Annotated in this window: 22 protein-coding genes; 18 read left to right on the forward strand and 4 right to left on the reverse strand. The window is 49.9% G+C overall.

What is annotated here, in order from left to right:
• Positions 1-91: 91 nt before the first annotated feature.
• Positions 92-889, forward strand: a complete 798-nt coding sequence (locus V4U88_RS19805; protein WP_334074984.1) for a DODA-type extradiol aromatic ring-opening family dioxygenase — start codon at positions 92-94, stop codon at positions 887-889.
• 35 nt (positions 890-924) lie between these two features.
• On the opposite strand, the gene V4U88_RS19810 is transcribed toward V4U88_RS19805, so the two are convergent.
• A complete protein-coding gene (locus V4U88_RS19810; RefSeq protein ID WP_334074985.1) occupies positions 925-1,434 on the reverse strand; it encodes a DoxX family protein in 510 nt (169 codons plus the stop codon).
• A 144-nt stretch (positions 1,435-1,578) separates the two neighbouring features.
• Here V4U88_RS19810 and V4U88_RS19815 point away from each other — a divergent pair, with 144 nt between their 5' ends.
• The 4 genes from V4U88_RS19815 to corA all read left to right on the forward strand — a co-directional run bounded on the left by V4U88_RS19815 (position 1,579) and on the right by corA (position 5,605).
• The gene (locus V4U88_RS19815; RefSeq protein ID WP_334074986.1) at positions 1,579-2,652 is read left to right on the forward strand and encodes a DUF3048 domain-containing protein; all 1,074 of its coding nucleotides are present in this window, start codon (positions 1,579-1,581) and stop codon (positions 2,650-2,652) included.
• A 212-nt stretch (positions 2,653-2,864) separates the two neighbouring features.
• A complete protein-coding gene (locus V4U88_RS19820) occupies positions 2,865-3,479 on the forward strand; it encodes a DUF47 domain-containing protein (protein ID WP_334074987.1) in 615 nt (204 codons plus the stop codon).
• 86 nt (positions 3,480-3,565) lie between these two features.
• Positions 3,566-4,555 (forward strand): inorganic phosphate transporter, encoded by a 990-nt coding sequence (locus V4U88_RS19825; protein ID WP_334074988.1) that lies wholly within the window; start codon positions 3,566-3,568, stop codon positions 4,553-4,555.
• Between the two features lie 90 nt (positions 4,556-4,645).
• Positions 4,646-5,605, forward strand: coding sequence for a magnesium/cobalt transporter CorA (gene corA / locus V4U88_RS19830; RefSeq protein ID WP_334074989.1), 960 nt, complete (start codon positions 4,646-4,648; stop codon positions 5,603-5,605).
• 22 nt (positions 5,606-5,627) lie between these two features.
• On the opposite strand, the gene V4U88_RS19835 is transcribed toward corA, so the two are convergent.
• A complete protein-coding gene (locus V4U88_RS19835; protein WP_334074990.1) occupies positions 5,628-6,134 on the reverse strand; it encodes a hypothetical protein in 507 nt (168 codons plus the stop codon).
• A 247-nt stretch (positions 6,135-6,381) separates the two neighbouring features.
• Here V4U88_RS19835 and V4U88_RS19840 point away from each other — a divergent pair, with 247 nt between their 5' ends.
• The 5 genes from V4U88_RS19840 to rlmD all read left to right on the forward strand — a co-directional run bounded on the left by V4U88_RS19840 (position 6,382) and on the right by rlmD (position 10,906).
• Positions 6,382-6,672 carry a YerC/YecD family TrpR-related protein gene (locus tag V4U88_RS19840; RefSeq protein WP_334074991.1) on the forward strand — a complete coding sequence of 97 codons (291 nt, stop codon included), beginning with the start codon at positions 6,382-6,384 and terminating at the stop codon, positions 6,670-6,672.
• Between the two features lies 1 nt (position 6,673).
• A complete protein-coding gene (locus V4U88_RS19845) occupies positions 6,674-7,468 on the forward strand; it encodes a sirohydrochlorin chelatase (RefSeq protein WP_334074992.1) in 795 nt (264 codons plus the stop codon).
• A gap of 157 nt (positions 7,469-7,625) precedes the next feature.
• The gene (locus tag V4U88_RS19850) at positions 7,626-8,516 is read left to right on the forward strand and encodes a diacylglycerol kinase (protein ID WP_334074993.1); all 891 of its coding nucleotides are present in this window, start codon (positions 7,626-7,628) and stop codon (positions 8,514-8,516) included.
• A 151-nt stretch (positions 8,517-8,667) separates the two neighbouring features.
• Positions 8,668-8,880, forward strand: coding sequence for a hypothetical protein (locus V4U88_RS19855; RefSeq protein WP_334074994.1), 213 nt, complete (start codon positions 8,668-8,670; stop codon positions 8,878-8,880).
• Between the two features lie 412 nt (positions 8,881-9,292).
• Entirely contained in the window at positions 9,293-10,906 is a 1,614-nt protein-coding gene (gene rlmD / locus V4U88_RS19860) for a 23S rRNA (uracil(1939)-C(5))-methyltransferase RlmD (protein WP_334074995.1), read from the forward strand.
• Between the two features lie 134 nt (positions 10,907-11,040).
• Here the strand turns inward: rlmD and V4U88_RS19865 are convergent, their stop codons facing one another.
• Positions 11,041-11,373: a GNAT family N-acetyltransferase gene (locus tag V4U88_RS19865; protein ID WP_334074996.1), complete on the reverse strand. Its 333-nt coding sequence runs from the start codon at positions 11,371-11,373 to the stop codon at positions 11,041-11,043.
• On the opposite strand from V4U88_RS19865, the gene V4U88_RS19870 reads away from it, so the two are divergent.
• Genes V4U88_RS19870 through V4U88_RS19880 form a run of 3 tightly spaced genes read left to right on the forward strand, consistent with a single transcriptional unit; the run spans position 11,368 to position 13,118 of the window.
• On the forward strand, positions 11,368-11,679 hold the full coding sequence (locus V4U88_RS19870; RefSeq protein ID WP_334074997.1) for a hypothetical protein: 312 nt from the start codon (positions 11,368-11,370) through the stop codon (positions 11,677-11,679). The two genes, V4U88_RS19865 and V4U88_RS19870, sit on opposite strands and share 6 nt — an antisense overlap.
• A gap of 51 nt (positions 11,680-11,730) precedes the next feature.
• A complete protein-coding gene (locus tag V4U88_RS19875; RefSeq protein ID WP_334074998.1) occupies positions 11,731-12,189 on the forward strand; it encodes a MarR family winged helix-turn-helix transcriptional regulator in 459 nt (152 codons plus the stop codon).
• 59 nt (positions 12,190-12,248) lie between these two features.
• Positions 12,249-13,118 carry a hypothetical protein gene (locus V4U88_RS19880; RefSeq protein ID WP_334074999.1) on the forward strand — a complete coding sequence of 290 codons (870 nt, stop codon included), beginning with the start codon at positions 12,249-12,251 and terminating at the stop codon, positions 13,116-13,118.
• A gap of 45 nt (positions 13,119-13,163) precedes the next feature.
• Here the strand turns inward: V4U88_RS19880 and V4U88_RS19885 are convergent, their stop codons facing one another.
• Positions 13,164-13,832, reverse strand: a complete 669-nt coding sequence (locus V4U88_RS19885) for a hypothetical protein (RefSeq protein WP_334075000.1) — start codon at positions 13,830-13,832, stop codon at positions 13,164-13,166.
• A gap of 494 nt (positions 13,833-14,326) precedes the next feature.
• Here V4U88_RS19885 and V4U88_RS19890 point away from each other — a divergent pair, with 494 nt between their 5' ends.
• The 5 genes from V4U88_RS19890 (at position 14,327) to V4U88_RS19910 (ending at position 18,952) form a co-directional block, all read left to right on the forward strand.
• Positions 14,327-14,506: a hypothetical protein gene (locus V4U88_RS19890; RefSeq protein ID WP_416367272.1), complete on the forward strand. Its 180-nt coding sequence runs from the start codon at positions 14,327-14,329 to the stop codon at positions 14,504-14,506.
• A gap of 202 nt (positions 14,507-14,708) precedes the next feature.
• Positions 14,709-15,278 carry a GNAT family N-acetyltransferase gene (locus V4U88_RS19895; RefSeq protein ID WP_334075001.1) on the forward strand — a complete coding sequence of 190 codons (570 nt, stop codon included), beginning with the start codon at positions 14,709-14,711 and terminating at the stop codon, positions 15,276-15,278.
• A 527-nt stretch (positions 15,279-15,805) separates the two neighbouring features.
• Positions 15,806-16,498 (forward strand): response regulator transcription factor, encoded by a 693-nt coding sequence (locus tag V4U88_RS19900; protein WP_334075130.1) that lies wholly within the window; start codon positions 15,806-15,808, stop codon positions 16,496-16,498.
• 4 nt (positions 16,499-16,502) lie between these two features.
• Positions 16,503-17,558 carry a HAMP domain-containing sensor histidine kinase gene (locus V4U88_RS19905; RefSeq protein WP_334075002.1) on the forward strand — a complete coding sequence of 352 codons (1,056 nt, stop codon included), beginning with the start codon at positions 16,503-16,505 and terminating at the stop codon, positions 17,556-17,558.
• A 227-nt stretch (positions 17,559-17,785) separates the two neighbouring features.
• Positions 17,786-18,952, forward strand: coding sequence for an alpha/beta hydrolase family protein (locus V4U88_RS19910; RefSeq protein WP_334075003.1), 1,167 nt, complete (start codon positions 17,786-17,788; stop codon positions 18,950-18,952).
• Positions 18,953-18,988 lie beyond the last annotated feature (36 nt).

The raw sequence follows: 18,988 nt of genomic DNA on the forward strand, positions 1-18,988 counted from the left end.
ACTAATCCCCTTTTTCCGTAAAAGTGGTAAATAACTTCCTTTCGGGATAAAATGAAATTAAAACGAAAGGCTTGTTACGGGAGGTAGAGGGATGGTTCAGCCTGCATTGTTTATTGCCCACGGGTCGCCGACCCTGGCTATCGAGAAGAATGAATATACGAAATTCCTGAGGCGGTTGGGGTACGAAACGCTGAGACGGCCGCGGGCCGCGGTGATCTTTTCGGCGCATTGGGATTCTCCGGTCCAACTGGTCAGCGTGGATGAGCGTCATCAGACGATGCACGACTTCTACGGGTTCCCCGAGGAGATGTATCGGATCCATTACCCGGCCGCCGGCGATCCTCTGCTTGCCGATGAGATCATGTCCAGATTTAACGCGGGGAATCTCCCCTCCCGGCCCGTTCGTGGACGAGGTCTGGATCACGGGGCCTGGGTCGTGCTGAGGGCGATGTATCCGGAAGGCGATATTCCGGTGGTGGAGCTATCGGTAGACTCGAAGCGTTCTCCTGAGGAACAATATGCGATCGGAAAAATGCTGGCGGAACTCCGCCGTGATAATGTGCTGCTGATCGGAAGCGGCGGGCTCGTCCATAACTTGCGGCGGATGGCCGGAGAAGGGGCGGCTCCCGCAGCGTGGGCGGCTCTTTTTGACGATTGGATCGGGGAGCAGCTGACCGCCTGGAATCTCCGCAACCTGTTCGAGTACGACAAAAAGGCCCCCCATGCCCGGGATGCCGTTCCTTCCTATGCGACGGAACATTTCGCTCCATTGCTGTACGCTATGGGGGCGGCAGATCCGGACCGCAAAGCCGAGAAGCTGTTTCAGGCTTACCAGAACGGCAGCCTCAGCCTGAACTGCTGGGTGTTCGGCAACCGGCCGGAAAGCTGACCGATTGCCGCGAAATTTGGGAGCCTGCCGAAAGGTTACCTGGCTCCCGATGGATGGCCGTAATCCCGATTGCGGCCAACCCGGCGGCGCAGGAACGGCGTGACGAAGTAGTCGAGACCGATTCTTCCTGCGTTAAATCCGGCCACGGCAATAAAGATTTCCAGCAGCAACAGCTGCGGGTTGGTGCTGACCGTCCCCGAGAAGAGGAAAGCGAAATTCATGATCATGCCAAACAACGCCGCTTCCCATGTCAGCAAGCCCAGTATAAGTCCCAGTCCGACCAGAACTTCCCCCCAAGGAACAAGAATGTTAAACAGTCCTACCCCCGGCAGCGCAAAGCTCTCCAGGAAGGAAGCCCACCAGCCTTGAACGGCCGGGTGCTCGCCGCCGCTCTTTTCGATAGCCGCCTTTAAAAATCCTCCTGCGTCGAATCCTCCCGTCACTTTTCCCCACCCCGAGGTCAGCCATTGATATCCGACATAGATCCGGACGATGGCCAAAAGCCAGGAAGCAATCATACTATTTCTCAGCCAGTTTACAAACACGGTAACTCCTCCTTTTTCACTAATTAAACCCTATATTTAAAATTTTAACAATAATCCGATAACGCCATATTCGTCTAAAGTTCTTTTCGCGCCGACTTTGTTCGACGTATAATAGTACTTATTACATATTTTGACGGAGGAATCATGAATTTAAACCTGATAAGGAAGAGTTTTGTGTTCCTGTTGCTGTCGATTTGTCTGATTGGCTTGTCGGCCTGCGGTGCGGCCAAAAACCCCCCCGCCGCGGAAGAACCGGCGGTCGAGACGATCACGGAGGAGGAAGCGCCTCCCGTTTCCGAGGAAACGGCTACGCCGGCTTACACGGCGCCGCTTACGGGAATGCCGCTGAACGAACCGCTGACCCGGCGCCCGCTGGCGATCATGATCAATAATGCGCCCGCGGCCAGACCGCAATCGGGTCTCGGTGGGGCCGATATCGTGTACGAAGTGCTGGCCGAGGGCGGGGTCACCCGGCTCGTCTCGATCTTTCACAGCCGCGCGGACGAAGCCAAAATCGGGCCGATCCGCAGCATCCGTCCGTATATGATCGAGCTTGGCGAGAGCTACCACGGCGTGCTGGTCCATGCCGGGGCGAGCAACGATGCCTACGCGATTTTGCAGCGGGAGAAGAAGGAAGATCTCGACGAGATCACGAATGCGGGTTCTTTTTTCTGGCGGGACAAGTCGCGAAAGGCTCCGCACAATCTGTACTCCAACGCGGAAAAGCTGCTGGAAGGGGCGGACAAGCGCAAGTACAAGACCGAAGATACCTCCGTTCCGGCTTACACTTTTCTTAAAGAGGACGATCTTGTTGCCGGAGACCCCGCCACCTCGGTCGAGATCAAGTTCCAGCTGGACAACTATAAAGTGACCTATGAGTATGATGCCGGGAGCAAATTATACAAACGATACATCAACGGGAGCCCTCATAACGATCTGGAGACGGGAGAAACGCTGACCGCATCCAATGTCGTCGTCCTGGGCGCGGACCACAAGATAATGGATGACGTGGGACGCTTGTCCGTCGATTTGGAGCTGGGTGGACAAGCCATCCTGTTTCAGCGCGGCAAAATGATCCGGGGGCAGTGGATTCACCGCCCGGATGATGTCATTCGGTTCGTGAAGGACAACCGGGAGGTTCCGCTTGCGCCGGGGACGACTTATTTCAATGTTGTGCCGAATCAGCCGGATTTCGACAGTCATCTTAAGGTGGAGTAGGTTTGAATTTAAGTCGGAATTTTGAAGGATATGGCTTATTTTGGCGAGTAAAGGATAAGAATGGGAGCCGGTGGGTAAATATAAGCAAATGAACGTGAAATGTTTGCGACAAAATTTACTATAGCCGTATCAGTTGTGATAAGATATTCAAGGTGTTAAGGGAATGTTTCAGGAGTGTAAAAAAATTGCACAAAGAGAAAAGGGGAACCCAAATGCGAGGGAAGAAAAAGGATATCTTTTTCCAAACTTTGGAGAACATGGCCGATACGATCGTGCACTCGGCGGATTATTTTGCCCAGCAGGTGTCGGACTTTAAGAATGTTGAGCAGTTTGCCAAGCAAATGAAGGAATTCGAATCCAAATGCGACGGCTACACACATACGATTATTGTCGAATTGAACAAGACGTTTATTACCCCCATTGAACGCGACGATATCATGAACCTGACGACGACGTTGGACGATGTCATGGACGGCCTGGAGGCGACGACATCACGGTTCTTTATGTATCATTTAAGTCAACCGGACGAGCATATTATTCAATTTGCGGAAATACTCCGCAACTCGGCTTATGAAATCCAAAAGGCGATTCATTTGCTGTCCCACAAGAAGCTTCTGGCTATCCGCGAGCATACGATCCGTCTGAACGATCTGGAGAACCAGGGCGACGAACTGCTGCGGATCTGTATTAAGGAACTGTTTGCGAAGGTCTCGGATCCGATTGTGTTAATCAAGAAAAAAGAGATCTACGAACGCCTGGAAACGACCACGGATGCCTGCGAGCATGTGGCGAATATGCTGGAATCCATTATTATGCGCAATTCGTAAGCACGCTTTTGGTTTTACAATCGATTTTCGGGAGGTTGGAATTGCGCGGATTTACATAGAGAAACCAAGGTCTGTGCAAATAAGATATGGATACGAGTCTACTTATAATTGTCATCGTTATCATACTGGCGCTGGCGTTTGATTTCATTAACGGTTTTCACGATACGGCGAATGCGATTGCGACCTCTGTCTCCACCCGGGCGCTGAAGCCGCGGACGGCGATTCTGATGGCCGCCCTCATGAACTTCTTGGGGGCGATTATGTTTACCGGGGTAGCCAAGACCATCGGCGGCAGCGTGGCCGATCCGGCCAAGCTGGATAACGGACTGGAGGTGCTGATCGCTACGCTCCTGGCGGCGATTATCTGGAACCTCATCACCTGGTGGTTCGGGATTCCGTCTTCTTCCTCGCATGCCTTGATCGGCGCCCTCGCCGGTGCGGTGTTTGTGGGGGCCGGATCGGATAAGCTCAATTGGAGCGGTTTTCGTACTATCATCGAAGGCCTGTTGCTATCGCCGGTAATCGCGTTTGTTGTCGGCTATATTATTATGATGATATTGAAATGGATCTTTGCAAGACGCAGTCCGCATACGGTCAACAAAGGCTTTCGGACGATGCAGATCGTTACGGCGGCCATTCAAAGCTTTACCCACGGTACTAATGATGCGCAGAAAGCGATGGGGATCATCACTTTCGCACTTGTTACCGCCAAATACCAGGACCACATGGAAGTTCCGCTGTGGGTCAAGCTCTCGGCGGCCACGGCCATGGCGCTGGGAACCTCCATCGGCGGCTGGAAGATCATCAAGACCATGGGCACGAAGATTTTCAAAATCGAGCCGATCAACGGCTTTGCCGCAGATATTACGGGGGCTTCGGTTATTTTTGGCGCGACGATGCTTCACTTGCCGGTCAGCACCACACACGCGATTACCTCGGCAATCCTGGGCGTCGGCTCGGCCAAACGCTTCTCCGCGGTTCGCTGGTCCTTGGCGGGACGGATCGTTATCGCCTGGGTGATCACGATTCCGATCGTGGCCGTGCTTTCCGGATTGATTTATAAGCTGCTGTTTTAACGGCTTGTTCCATAAAAAGTATCAAGAAAAGCCAATCTGTCCAGGTTGGCTTTTTCACTATCTAAAAGTTTGCCAGGGAGGATGAGCGGGTTGATACGAGTGATGGGGATTACGCGGGATCATCGGGTGGAGAGCGGGCTTTCGCTGGAGGACATCCAAAGCTCGAACTATGTGTGGAGTTGGGTCGATTTTAATGCGCCCTCGCCGGAAGAGTCGGAAAAGCTGGATACCTTCTTTCATTTTCATCCTCTGGCGATCGAGGATTGCCTGCATATTCTCCAGCGTCCGAAAATGGACTATTACGAAGACGTCCAGTTTCTTGTGCTTCATGCCCTGGATCCGGATACGCTCGGTACGGTCGAGGTGAACCTGTTTATTGGCGCCAAGTGTCTTGTCTCGTTCCATCACCGCGATCTGATAGAAATCAATGAAGTGTGGGAGAGGATGGACAGCCGCCTGGCACACCGGAGAAAATGGGATCGTGGGACTTACGCGGCCGCGTACCTGATCATCGATGCGCTGGTGGATCAGTATTTTCCCTGTGTATACGCCGTCGAAGACGAACTGGATGAACTGGAAAATCGGGGAGGCAGCGAATCCGTGGAACTGTTGATGAATCAGGTGTTCGACCTGCGCGGGCGGCTGCTCAAGCTGCGGAGGACAATCGTGCCGATGCGGGACCTGATGTACCGGATTCTGAATTCCGAGCATATCCAGGGGGACCGGGAGCCGCGCGCTTACTTCACCGACATTTACGACCATCTGCTAAAGCTGTCGGAGATGATCGAAACGGACCGGGAAATGACCGCTGACTTAAGGGACTCCTATATTTCTCTGAACTCCAACCGGATGAACGGCATTATGAAGACGCTGACCGTCATCACCACGGTATTTATGCCGCTGACACTGATCGCGGGAATATACGGCATGAACTTCGTATATATGCCCGAACTGCTGTGGCGCTACGGTTATTTTGCCGTGTTGGGCCTGATGGCGGTGCTCGCCATTTGGATGATTCTGGCCTTTCACAGACGGGGCTGGTTCAAGTAGGTTTGGAAAACGCCGCCTGCGGTTAGCGGCGGCGTTTTCCGGTTTTTTTGCGGCCGCGGGAACTGGAAGCGCCTTTTCGGCCTTTTTTGCCGCGGCTCTTCCGGCGGGTCGGCTTGTATTCGTCAAGCCCGCCGCCTCCCCCCTTCTGCTTTGAGCCTTTAAGCCCGGGCAGGAGGCTGGTAATCATTTTAGCCATTGGGGCGAACTGCTGCACCGTCTGCATGACTTTCTGAACTTTCCCCATCGTGGCGACGATGCCTTCGATACCGCCCAGCCGCTCGATGATTCCCTTGAGGTCTCCGAGATTGGGTAGGGAGAGGCCTCCGGACGATTTGGAAGCCGCTTCCGTCGCCGCGGGCAGCTCGTTCACCGGGGTGACCGACCCGGGAGACAAGGGCACGAGCGCCGTGGCCTCGGCTTTGGCCGGCAGCTCCGCGGCTTCATAGGGGTTGATCCCCGGATAGAACGAAGTGTACGGCGAATAGGATGGCGGCGTCGCACTTCGGCGGGGAGTTTGATAATGTGGCATGATATCACTTTCCTTTTTAAGAAAATGGGATTTGTTTTGCCCGTTAATTCCGCTGATTTAGGCATTTGGATAGTACACTTTATGATCCCCGGGGCAAATGCGTATAGACGAATGTCCCGGTGGAACAAGAGTTCGCCGGATTTGGGCGTTCTTTCTGTGATGCGTGAAACCGTTAATGCTTGAAAAGGGATACTCCGCTCGGGTACAATGAGATTGTGGTTAAGTAACGGTAGGGGATGATTATCTAGTGCAGCTTAAGAAATTGAACGATAAAACGATTGATCAATTATTTGAAGCGATTCTTACATTAAAGACCATCGAGGAATGTTATATCTTTTTTGACGATTTATGCACGGTCAACGAAATACAATCTTTATCTCAGCGTCTGGAAGTGGCGAGAATGCTCGGCAAGGGGAACACGTACAACCAGATCGAAGCCGAAACCGGGGCCAGCACCGCCACGATTTCACGGGTCAAGCGCTGCTTGAACTACGGAAACGACGGTTATAAAATGACGCTGGACCGTTTGGGACGATAAGATGATGACCGGGGACAAGCCTGTCCGCGCTGGCGTGTTAGTGATCAGCCACGGCTCGCCCGACCCTCATTGGGTTGAATTGGTCGATGAGGCCGTCGCAGCCGCGGCGGCCGGGCTGCCGGACGGATTGCCGATCGAGGCCGCCTTTCTTGAAACGGTGAAAGGACGGCTGATCCAGGATGGAGTAGACCGGCTGGAGGCGCAGGGAGTGAGTGATTTGATCGTAATCCCCCTCTTCGTTTCATCCGGAAGCACGCATATTGATGAAATTGCCTATGCCTTTGGTGTGAAGAACACGCCGGAGAAGGAGACCGACATGGAGCGTCTCCGCTGCTCCGCACGCGTGTTTTTTGGCGATCCGATCGACGACGACCCGGTGATTGCCGAAATGGTCTGGGACAAGGTCAAGCCGCTGTCTATGGACCCTGGACGCGAGGTGCTGCTACTGGTTGGCCACGGCAGCATCCATGACGGCTTCCGCCAGCGCTGGGAGCGGGGAATTTCGTCGCTGGCGGCCCACACGGGCGAGGTTAGCGGGCTGGCCCACGCGGACTACGCGCTGCTGAATCCGGACAGCGTGCGCCGGAAAGTCGGCTACTGGAGCGAGGAGCGCGGCCTCACGGTCCTGGTGGCCCCGCTGTTCCTGAGCGCGGGATATTTTACGAAGACGGCGATTCCGTCCCGGCTTGCGGGACTTAACTTCAGGTATTCCGGGGAGGCCTTGCTGCCTCATCCTTTTCTGTCCCGCTGGATGTCAGGGCAAATATTGAATATAATGGGATCAATGGAGAGATAGCCTGCGGCTGGGCTTTTTCGTCAACCGGTCCCTATTTCCTGGGAAAAGGCTCTCCTTTAGGTAGGGGCCTTCTTTTCGTATGGCCTCCGATGGGGTAAACTTCAAATGTATGCAAATCATCAACAATACAAGACGACTAATAGGTGGAGTTCATTGCATGAAAAGAGCTAGGTTAATATATAATCCGACCTCCGGACGGGAGGAAATGAGGCGCCTGCTTCCCGATGTGCTGGACCGGCTGGATCTGGCCGGTATTGAAACGTCCTGCCACGCGACGACGGGGGAAGGCGATGCCGCGCGTGAAGCCGCGGAGGCCTGCGCCCGCGGGTACGACATTATTATTGCGGCGGGCGGTGACGGGACCCTGAACGAGGTCGTCAACGGCATGGCCGGGCAGGCGGGGAAGGAATTTCTGCCGCCGCTCGGTATTTTTCCGCTCGGCACGACGAACGACTTCGCTCGAGCGATGAAAATTCCTAAGCGCTGGGAGGAATACTGCGACCTGGTGATCGAGAACAAAACCCGGCCGATCGACATCGGCAAGGTGAACGGGCGCCACTTCATCAACATCGCCGGCGGAGGATCTCTGACCGAGCTGACGTACGAAGTGCCGAGCAAGCTGAAGACGCTGATCGGCCAGCTTGCTTATTATATGAAGGGCATCGAGAAGATGGCCAGCCTGTCGCCGACCCATCTCGTCATCGACGCCGAGGGGCATGAGGTGATGGAGGGCGAATTCATGCTGTTCCTGATCGCGAACAGCAATTCGGTCGGCGGCTTCGAGAAGCTCGCCCCCGGCGCGGAGATCGACGACGGCCTGCTCGACGTCATCGCCGTGCGCAAGTGCAACCTGGCGGAGTTCATCCGCTTGGTCACCATGGCGCTGCGCGGCGATCACTTCAACGACCCGCACGTCGTCTACTTCAAGACGAAGCGGATGGAAGTGACCTCGCCGGGCAACGTGCTGCTCAACCTGGACGGCGAGCTCGGCGGCGAGCTGCCCGGCGTGTTCGAGATTTTGCCGCAGCATCTGCGGATTTTTGCTTAGGCTCAGAGGGGCCCGTGGCCCCCGGAGCGGGGCACGGGCCGGGGCCTGGGCGGCGGTGACCGGGGGCCACGGGCCGGGGCTTAGGCGGCCGTGGCCGAGAGCGGGGCACAAGCCGGGGCCTAGGCGGCCGTGGCCGGGAGCGGGGCACGAGTTGGGGCCTAGGCGGCCGTGGCCGAGAGCGGGCAACGAGCCGGGGCCCGGCTTCGGTCCGAGTACCCGGGAACGAACCCGGGGCCTCGGACCGTTAGGCGAGCCTTGGGCCAAAACCGGGCATCCCGGGCCCAAGCCCCGGGTCGGCCGGGGGCAGCCCCAGGCCCCGCATGCCCAGGCTCCTGGGGCGATTAACTGGAATTTCTCCAGTTAATTATCGAGTATCGGGGCCAGAGGAGCGAATTAAATGGAGAACCTACCGCTAATTGAGGCAGAAACGCGCAAAAGTGCTATTTTCCCAAAAAATAGAGGTAGTTTTTCCAGTTAATTGTGCGCAAGAGGCGGTAAGACGGAATTTAGCGGTATAAAATCCAGTTATTTTGAACAGAACATGACGAGTGTTGGTGAATCCCCTGCCCGGCGGCGGGGGTTTTGTGCGGATGGAAGCGGTTGGGTGCAGGGGGATTGCGAGATCTGCGAGCGAAGGGGTGCGCGTCCTGCGGGAACGTTGGAGAATGTGGTTAAGTGGAAGTTTGCGGTGAGCGGACTTAGATACAAGTAAAGTAACGGTGCGAAGCGAGGCGGCTCGCGAATACAGGAATAGAAGCGGAAATGAGGCAATGTGCATGAAGAAACAGCAGAGGCAGCGGGGGACGCAAAACGGACAGGCGAAGCGGGGCGAGATCCGGGAGAGCGGGGCGAAGGTGCGGGGCGCGGATGGGAGTGGCTGGGGGCTTAGTCAAAGCCGGGAAACCGGGGCCAAGCGGGGCGGCCGGGGGCGCGGTGCGGGTAACGCGGGCGAGTCGGCCGCAGCGATTGCCGGGCTTCCCGTGGCGAAAAACGACGAGGCCGTCATCGACATCATCGGCATGAACCATGACGGGGAGGGCGTGGGGCGCGCGGAGGGGTATACGCTTTTTGTGCAGGGAGCGCTACCCGGCGAGCAGGTCCGGGTCAAGGTGCTCAAGACCAAAAAGCAGTACGGCTACGCCAAGCTGCTGGACGTGCTGACGCCGAGCCCGGACCGCGTGGCTGCGCCCTGCCCGATCTACGACCAGTGCGGCGGCTGCCAGCTGCAGCACTGGAGCTACGCCGGGCAGCTCGCCTGGAAGCGGCAGCACGTGGTCGATGCGCTGGAGCGCATCGGCAAGCTGCGCGTGGCGGGCGAGGCCCGCGGCGACGCCGATGCGGACGCCGCCGGCGGGCCGGGCGTCATGGTGCTGCCGACGCTCGGCATGGCGGAGCCTTGGCGCTACCGCAACAAGGCGCAGGTGCCGATCGGCGTCGCCGACGGCGGCCTGGTCGGCGGTTTTTACGCGCGGGGCAGTCACCGCATCGTCGATATGGAAACGTGCCTGATTCAGCACGAACATAACGACGATGTCGTTTCCCGCGTCAAAGCGATCGGCCGCCAGCTTGGCGTCACCGCCTACAACGAGGAGACCGGGCGCGGCTTGCTGCGCCATGTCGTCGTGAAGAAGGCGTTCCGCACGGGCGAGATGATGCTGGTTCTCGTCACCAACGGGCGGGACATCCCGCATGCCGATGCCTGGATCGGCCTCATTCGGGAGCAAATCCCGCAGGTGGTCAGCATCTGCCAAAACGTGAACCCGAAGCAGACCAACGTCATCTTCGGAGACGAAACGCGCGTCCTGTGGGGACGCGACGTGATTTATGATTATATCGGCGAGGTGCAGTTTGCGATCTCGGCACGTTCTTTTTACCAGGTGAATCCGGTGCAAACGGAGGTTCTGTATAACAAGACGGTGGAGTACGCTGGGTTGACCGGCAAGGAGACCGTCATTGACGCCTATTGCGGCATCGGCACGATCTCGCTGTTCCTGGCTCAGCACGCCGACCAGGTGTACGGGGTCGAGATCGTCAAAGAAGCGATCGAGGACGCGCGCAGCAATGCGCAGCTGAACGGGATGACCAACGTCAAGTTCGAGGTCGGCGCCTCGGAGGACGTGATCCCGCGCTGGAAGGAGCAGGGCGTCGAAGCCGACGTCATCGTCGTCGATCCGCCCCGCAAAGGCTGCGACCCGCGCCTGCTGGAGACGATTCTCGAAATGATGCCGGAGCGTGTTGTGTACGTTAGCTGCAATCCGTCGACCTTGGCCCGGGATTTGCGCGTGCTGGAGGACGGCGGGTACCGGACGGTCGAGGTGCAGCCGGTGGATATGTTCCCGCATACGGTGCACGTGGAGTGCTGTTCACTGTTAGTTCGGAAGGACAAATAAATCGGAGATGTATTGGCGGAAATAGCAAAGAGGGGCGGCGAACCCCTCTTTTTTTGTTGAATTTATTATCGAATATGTTGATTCTTGAATTTAGTTATAACCTCAATAAGGCGGTTTGGTGATTACAAGTCAATTCATATGTCCTTTTTTAGATAATAATGTGTATGCCTGCCTGCATTTTGAATTTCTCCATAAACTTCAAAACCTAGCTTTTTATAAAAATCTAATGCTTGAAAGCTTAGTGTATCAAGTTTTATGAAATCGCACGCTTTTTCTTTAGCGATTTTTTCAGCCGCATATAAAAGCTTTTTCCCATACCCTAACTTACGAAGCTGTTCCTCAACAAACAAATATTGAACTTCCATCCAATTCCAACATATTTCGCTAACGATTCCACCAAAAATTTGATCATCAGCATTTATTAAATACAGATTTACCTCTTGATACCAATAGTTTTTGGCTTGCAAGGTATTACAGGGCTGTATTTTGTCGATAAGTTTGGATTTACTACCGGGCAAGCTGGTGTTGTTTGGATGGTGCTGGCAGGTGTTTTGATTTTAGTACAAACCTTTTTGACCGGCCCTTTGGAAAGAAAGACAAGTGATAAGTTACTAATACTGATCGGCGTATCCGGCAAAGGTTGGTTGCCTTTTGCTATGGTGGTGCTTGCGCGACGAAATTACGGGGGTATTCTACACACTCTCACAATTCAATGCACGCCCGGTATATACTTGAGATTTTTGCTTCAATCCTTGACAAACGATAATGGGTAATATGTTATCCAATTAAGTAATGTATTACCTATTTCACGAGGAGGAAGATCCATGAAGAATCTTGATAATATTTATGACCCTGCTTTCATATTTGGTTCGGTATTGGTGGTCGCAAACAAAATGGATACTTTACTTGACAGGGCTTTAAACAAACATAATATCACTTCAAAGCAGTGGTTTTTGCTGTTAATTCTTTTTAATCTTTTTGAGCACCCGCCAACAATAAAGGAAGTGGCGAAGGAGATGGGTTCTTCCCACCAGAATGTAAAGCAAGTTGCGTTGAAACTCGAAGAAAAAGGAATGTTAAAGCTTGAAAGGGATAAAAAGGATTTAAGGGCCACACGGCTTGTTGCTACTGGAAAAAGCCATGACTTTTGGAAAGCGGCCGAAAATGACGGAATAAAGTTCATGAAAGAATTCTTTGCAGGTGTCGAAAATGACAAACTGGAAAGTGGCAGACTTTTGCTTGCACAGGTCATGCAGAACTTAGAAGTAATGGAAGAAAAATAGATGCGATAAGTAAATCTCTTATGAGAACTAACATTTAGATGAAAGAAGGATAAACCATAATGGTTAAAAAACCCGGGATTACTATACTCTCTATGATTGTTGTGATATTTATCTGGTGTAGTGCTGGCCTGGGGCTACTTTATAACGATGGAGGAGCCCCCAAACTGGTTGAAAACATATATGGAGAAACAGTGCAATTATTTGGAAATGGGGCTTATGCTAATAACTCGGTGCTCAAGGCCACTACTGCAAAAGGTACGGATTTAGTTGTGCTCTTGGTATCAGTTGGATTGCTTATAACTACTCTAAAACGAAACACCGGGGCCAAGATGAAGCTCCTGCACGGCGGTTTTCTCGTTTCAGTTTTGTACTATTCGGCAACAACAGCCTTTGGTATAGCTTACAGCCAAATGTTTTTATTATATCTTTCTATGTTTTCCTCTGCTTTTTTTGCGTTTGTTGTTACAATGATTGATTTGAATGAAACAATCAGACCTGTGAAAAATGACGGAAAACACACTGGAACAGCCATCTTTACGATGGCTGCCGGGTGTACCGTATTGGTTTGGCTCATGAGCATACTGCCTACTGTATTCACGAATGCACCTCTGGATATTATAGAGGTTTCTACCACCGAGCCTACTTTTATTATTGACATTGGCCTAATCTTCCCAACCTGCATATTAGGCGGTATTCTATTGCTGCAAAAAAGGCCGATGGGATATATTCTACCGCCCATTATGCTCACCTTTTTGATGATAATAGCCGTTATTGTAGTTGGGCAAACTGCTGTTCAACTGCAATACGGAGTTGTTATCTCGATACAACAGGTAATTGGGTATGTGATTACATTCGTAGTTTTTGGCTTCATCGCGGCAATCGTAAATACACGCTTTATGCTAAGATGTTGGCCAAATCAAAATAATTAGATACCGTGTAGTTTTCCGCAAGCTAATGAAACCGCAGTACCGCGGTTACAATCCTGAATTGCGCCCGTCCTTGTCGAGAAACAATAGCTCATAGTACTTTTGGGGCCTTCCTTTGCCGGTCTCTCGTTTTTCAAATACCGTTTGAGCATATTTATTTTCTTCCTCGTTTATAAAAAAGCTGCAGCTACCTGTATAGGCTTTGGCCTGTCGGTGAGCTTTGGCTGCGTTTTCGTTAGCCTGATAATATTCATACCCCGAGCCCCACCCGATTTTCACCTTGTCGATCACACACTCTTCCAGATATTTCAGTAGAGTGCAGTTTTGTGCGTTAGAGGTGATTTTCTTAAAACTTCCGTAGGTGGTGTAAAGTCTGACAGAGCCTTCCGAAATTTGGGCTGTGTCGGCAAGATTTAGGTTTCGCAGAAACCTGCTGGCCAGGACTTTCAACTCATAAAGTTGCTCTTCGGATGGCGAGTGCTCTGTTTCAATCGACAAACATGCTACAACTGCGCTCCGGTTCTTAAGCTTGAGGATGGTAATTTCGTTGATAATCCCGCTTATGGCCTCCTTAACGTGTTCCAAAGTGGATCGTATTAAGATATATCTTACTCCATGCTTTCTGAGTTCCGGAACAAAATGGCCGAACGCCGTGATGGACAGGTCTATTTTCTTCTCTTCCCACAGTGTTATATGGTTTTCGAGCATTGTTTCCACTCTTTCGAACAGATCGTCGCTGTCAATAGGATTTCCCTGATCAGTCAGGTACTTTTAGAATTCACTGAAAGAATCGATAATATATGCAAAGTCTACATAGATCCTGGATATGTCAAGCCCCGGTTCCGTAATCAGTAGTCGGAAAAGTTCTCTATAAAGAAGGGTTTCATTATCTTGTAAAATGTGCGTAGGTATAACGTTATATTCCCTGCTATAAGGGTGGATAGAACCACAAACAACAAATAGAAAGGCGAGTTGATCAAAGCGGTTTCGAATCTATATCAACCTTCAATGCCCTCTTTAAGAAACACTACAGCAAAACACCAAGTGACGTTAGAAATAGCGTAAGGAAAAATAGCAATTTCTCATTACACTTCAGCAATAAGCAAGAAGAGTTATCTCCTCTTCAGGATTACAATAGAAATAAAGAAAATCAACTCTTAAAAAGGGCGTGGGAAAATGCGGTAACAATCAAGCAACTTCCAGAACATGAAGTGGCGTACGTTAGACATGTCGGGAGTTATTTGGATACTCGTATAGCTTGGGACAAGTTAGGACGTTGGGCAAGCCAACAGGGACTTACTCCGAAAAACCATCATTTTATCGGAATATCATTGGATGATGGAAATCTCGTAGATGAATTTGCTACCATGCCTCGAATTTTGTATGAATGATCCCGCTAAGGATAAGGAAGGGAAATGGAAAGTCGATTTATACATACCGATCAAGAAGAGAATATAATAACCACATGGAGAGTAGAATTATTGGGAACCTCTATAGAGAGGGTAAAAGGTTTAATAACAAATAATTCATTCCTAAAAGAGTTGGAGTTTAAAGATTTTCCAATAAAAAAAGAAAATATGGAGCGGTGACGAAATGAACATTGAAGCAGTTTTTGACCAATTTCCTATCCTAAAGTCAGATGAATTCGTATTGAAAAAGATTGAAGATCATCATTTAGACGAAGTTTTTGAAATCTATGACAATGACACAGTATTTGAATACTGCGGTATAATCCCCAAACACAATAAAGATACTGTGAAAAACATGATAGGGCATTTCGAGAGAGATTATAATAAAAGGTCAAGGGTTAAGTGGGGGATATTCTACAATTCTCAACCCGATCGGTTGCTTGGTATTATTGAAGCTCTTGATTTTAATCAAAAGGTAAATGTGGTAACGATTGGCTACTTTTTGACGGAATCTCATTGGGGAAAAGGTATTGCTACCGAGGCTCTAAAAATATTGCTCAATTTCTTGTTCATGGATGTCAACGTAAACAGAATTCAGGCAGAAGTGATGCCTCTAAATGAGAATTCAAAAAAGGTACTATTGAAAAACGGCTTCATCAAAGAAGGAACGCTAAGACAAGCAACATTATGGTCAGGTAAAGGGATTGTCGATTTAGAAATATACAGTATTTTAATAGAAGACTATGTAAAATGATGAAGAAAGCGATTAAAAAGGTATGACTCTAAGGGTGAATACAGCCACATCTTATTTTATTCAACCGTCAGCACTCATCCCACGTGGAGTGTACGGTTCTGATGACGAAATGTGGTTTAGAATTGAAGATGGAGCAAAAATCCGGCTGACAAAGTGCAATATTTGCGAAGATCGAATTACCGGTAAAGTGAGACAATCAAAAGCCCGTGTGCTTGACTAACACTTTTAGTCGGTATACGGGCTTTTTTTATTAGAAATAAACTTGTATTTTGTTTATTGGCTCTTTGACAACATTCCCCAATTATTTCTTCATGCAAGCCATTGTTAAATCATTTGCCGCCTGCATACCGGGTGAGAGGAAATTTGCTCATGCCACCGGGGATCTCCTACAGGTAATTGCCAACTCATTTGTGGCTCCCAAGGTTTAAGATTATATTTAGGATATATATTGGTGGAAACGATACAAGCCACGACAAAAGATTTGTAAACATCGATTCCACAACAAAGCGGAAGGAATGGGAATAAATATGCTAAAAACGATATTAGTTGTAGACGACGATGAAGATATCGTAAAACTCATCACAAAGAGTTTAAGGTACGAGCAATTTGAAATACTTCCGGCATATTCCGGGAAAGAAGCCATATCTGCATTGGAAGAAAATCACATTGATTTCATCGTTCTTGATATAGTGATGCCTGATATGGATGGACTTGATGTCTGCAGAAGTATCCGAGAATCTTATAATGTTCCAATTCTGTTTTTAAGCGCGCGTGATAAGGATATTGATAAAATCGTTGGGCTCGAAATAGGAGCAGACGATTATATGACCAAACCTTTCAGTATTCAGGAGCTTACTTCCAGGATAAAGGCCCACTTCAGAAAGGTTGACAGGCTGTTTAAAGAGTGGAATGAACTTAGTCCCAATAACGAAAAGGCGGATTCTCCGCTCATTTTGAACGATAAGACGTTTGAAGCATTCCTGAATAGCAAGAAGCTCGACTTATCAACGAAGGAATTTCAAATATTGTCCATCCTCATGCATCACCCCAATAATGTATTGACTCGTGAGCAGATATATGAAAATGTCTGGGGAGACGAATACGGAGAATTAAATACCGTTACGGTTCATATAAAAAATATCCGTAAGAAACTTGGTCCTGAATATGACTTTATTAAAACAATTTGGGGCGTAGGATATAAATACACGGAAAGAGAGTAATCGTATGACACTGAAAATAAAGCTTCCTCTGCTGTTCCTGCTGATGTTTATAGTTTTTATGTTTTCAATTGGAATATATCTGAAGCTTATCTTTGCAGCATATTCGCCTATACGCAGTTCATTGCTGGACCCGCGATATATAGGATTACTGCTGCCCATATTTGCCATTGCCTGTTTCATATTTATTATTCTGATTATCTATATTCATTTTCGTATAGAAAAACCAATTCAGCTTCTTAATACCAGGTTGGAGAAAGTAGATATTGTGCATCCAATGCCTCCACTTGCTCTAAGGAGTAATGATGAAATTGGAGACCTTTATAGACACTTTAATAAGATGGAAGAGCGGCTCCGACTAGCGCACAAAGAGCAAACCGATATGATTGCGGCAATCGCCCACGACTTAAAAACACCCTTAACATCTATTAATGGTTTTGCTGAACTGCTAGCTACGCGCAAGAATCTACCAGAAACTGAAAAGCAGGAATATTATGAGTTGATTCAACGGAAGGCAAAATATATGGTTGAACTCATCAATGACTTCTCCAGCTTCACCAAAGAAAAACTGGATTTAGAATCAATGATAGTCAAACCTATAGATGCATCAAAATTATTCGAAAACATTGCCCTAGAATATGAATATGAGTTGGCAGGACTTAACTGCGAGCTTACTTGCTGCCATTCATTCACGGGAAATATGTTGCTGACAGTCAATGAACCGATGATACGCCGGGTTTTCGGCAATCTCTTCAGCAATGCTGTAAGATATGGAGGGAAAAATGAGTTGAAAGTGTATATGACCGGATACCCACAAGGACATTATGCTTATTTTCAAATTGAAGATAATGGAATTGGAGTGCCGGATAAGGATATATCTTCCCTATTCCTTAAATTTTTCACTGTGGATAAATCGCGGCAAATCCAAAAGGGCGGGTTGGGGCTTGGCCTTGCAAGTTGTAAATCCATTATTGAACATCATGGGGGCAAAATTTATGCATATTCTTCCGAATACGGAGGTTTGGGGATAAAGTTCAGCCTCCCCCTTGTGGCATCACACTAATTTTATTTTTGCACATTTTCTTTACAACAAAGTTAAAGGCCGCTGCCAGCTGTTAGCACTAAGGTAGTGGCCATTTTTATTTTTCAGTGCTTTATAATTTTTTATATTTTCTTTACAAACATTTATTTTCCTTTTAGGGAAGCTTCATCTTTGTGTCGTAAAACTTACTTGTAGTCATTTTCGCGGCACCGCCATAATCGCTAGAACTAGAAGAGGAGGATATTGCAATGTCAATTGAATTCAGCCGTTGGCCCAATAACTACATGATGTCATACCAAGTCACCAAAGCTCTGGGTATGGCAAGCCTCGGTGCTACGGACGTCACCGAGATCTACGAAGCCTGCAAAAAAATCGACCCAAATGACAAGGACACGTGGCACAGAGAATGGCTCATAACCGCTCAAGCCCTAGAAAGGCACGGCAAGGAGGCCGAAGCGGTTGGAAACTGGTATACAGCGCGAAACTGCTATATTCGAGCCTGCAATTACTACCGAATCGCGGAATATGTGGTGATGGACGATGACACCGAGAAAATCCGTCTATTTAGGAAGGTAAATGAACTTTTCGAAGCTGCCGGAAAGTACTTCGATGTCCCCCCCGAGAAGATCCAAGTCGATTACGAGGATGTCAAGCTGGATGGGTACTTCTTCTCCCCTCCCTGGATAAAAGGTCCGAAACCGACAGTTTTTGCTCTCAACGGTGGCGATGAGTGGTCAATTGAGAACTATTTCTGGCTAGGTCCCGCCTTTATTGCGTGTGGATACAACTTTCTGGTCTATGACCAGCCTGGCACCGGCCTATCACTGTATGAAAAGGGGAAGGGGAGACGAGCTGATAGCGAGGCTTTCCATTCACGAGCAATCGACTTTCTTCTAACACGGCCGGAAGTCGATCCCGATAAGATTATCGTGCACGGTGAGAGTTTTGCGGCATACGACTCTCTGCGATTCGCTTCGTTCGACCACAGGATTGCAGCCGTCATCTCCGACGGCGGTACGCACGCGTTCGACTGGGATGCCATGCTTAAATGGATGCCACCGAGTCTGGCCGCGCACGGCATGAGAATTCTGGGGGCAAAAAGCCTGGATGACTTTGCGGGCAATCCGCGTTTTGCCTACGATCTCGAGGGCGTGCTCCACCAGATAGAATGCCCGCTTCTAGTAATGCACGGAGCGGAAGAGATATTGGTTCAGCCAAATCCGCTGACACAAGCATTGAAGAATTACGAGCAGGCTGGTTCGAAAAACAAGACGTTCTTCCCGATAGAGGATAGACGACTTGGCGGATTAGAACACTGTCAGGTAGACAACATCAATGTGCTGCACGAGGTCGTGCTGAACTGGCTCTGCTCGATCGGGCTTGGGCCGGCCGCACCTCGCCCAAGTGGTCGCTAGAAGATTTCTGATTGAGCTTGTTCAGGAGTTCCACAC

This window comes from Paenibacillus sp. A14, assembly GCF_036864815.1.
Taxonomy (GTDB): Bacteria; Bacillota; Bacilli; order Paenibacillales; family Paenibacillaceae; genus Fontibacillus; species Fontibacillus sanfengchensis.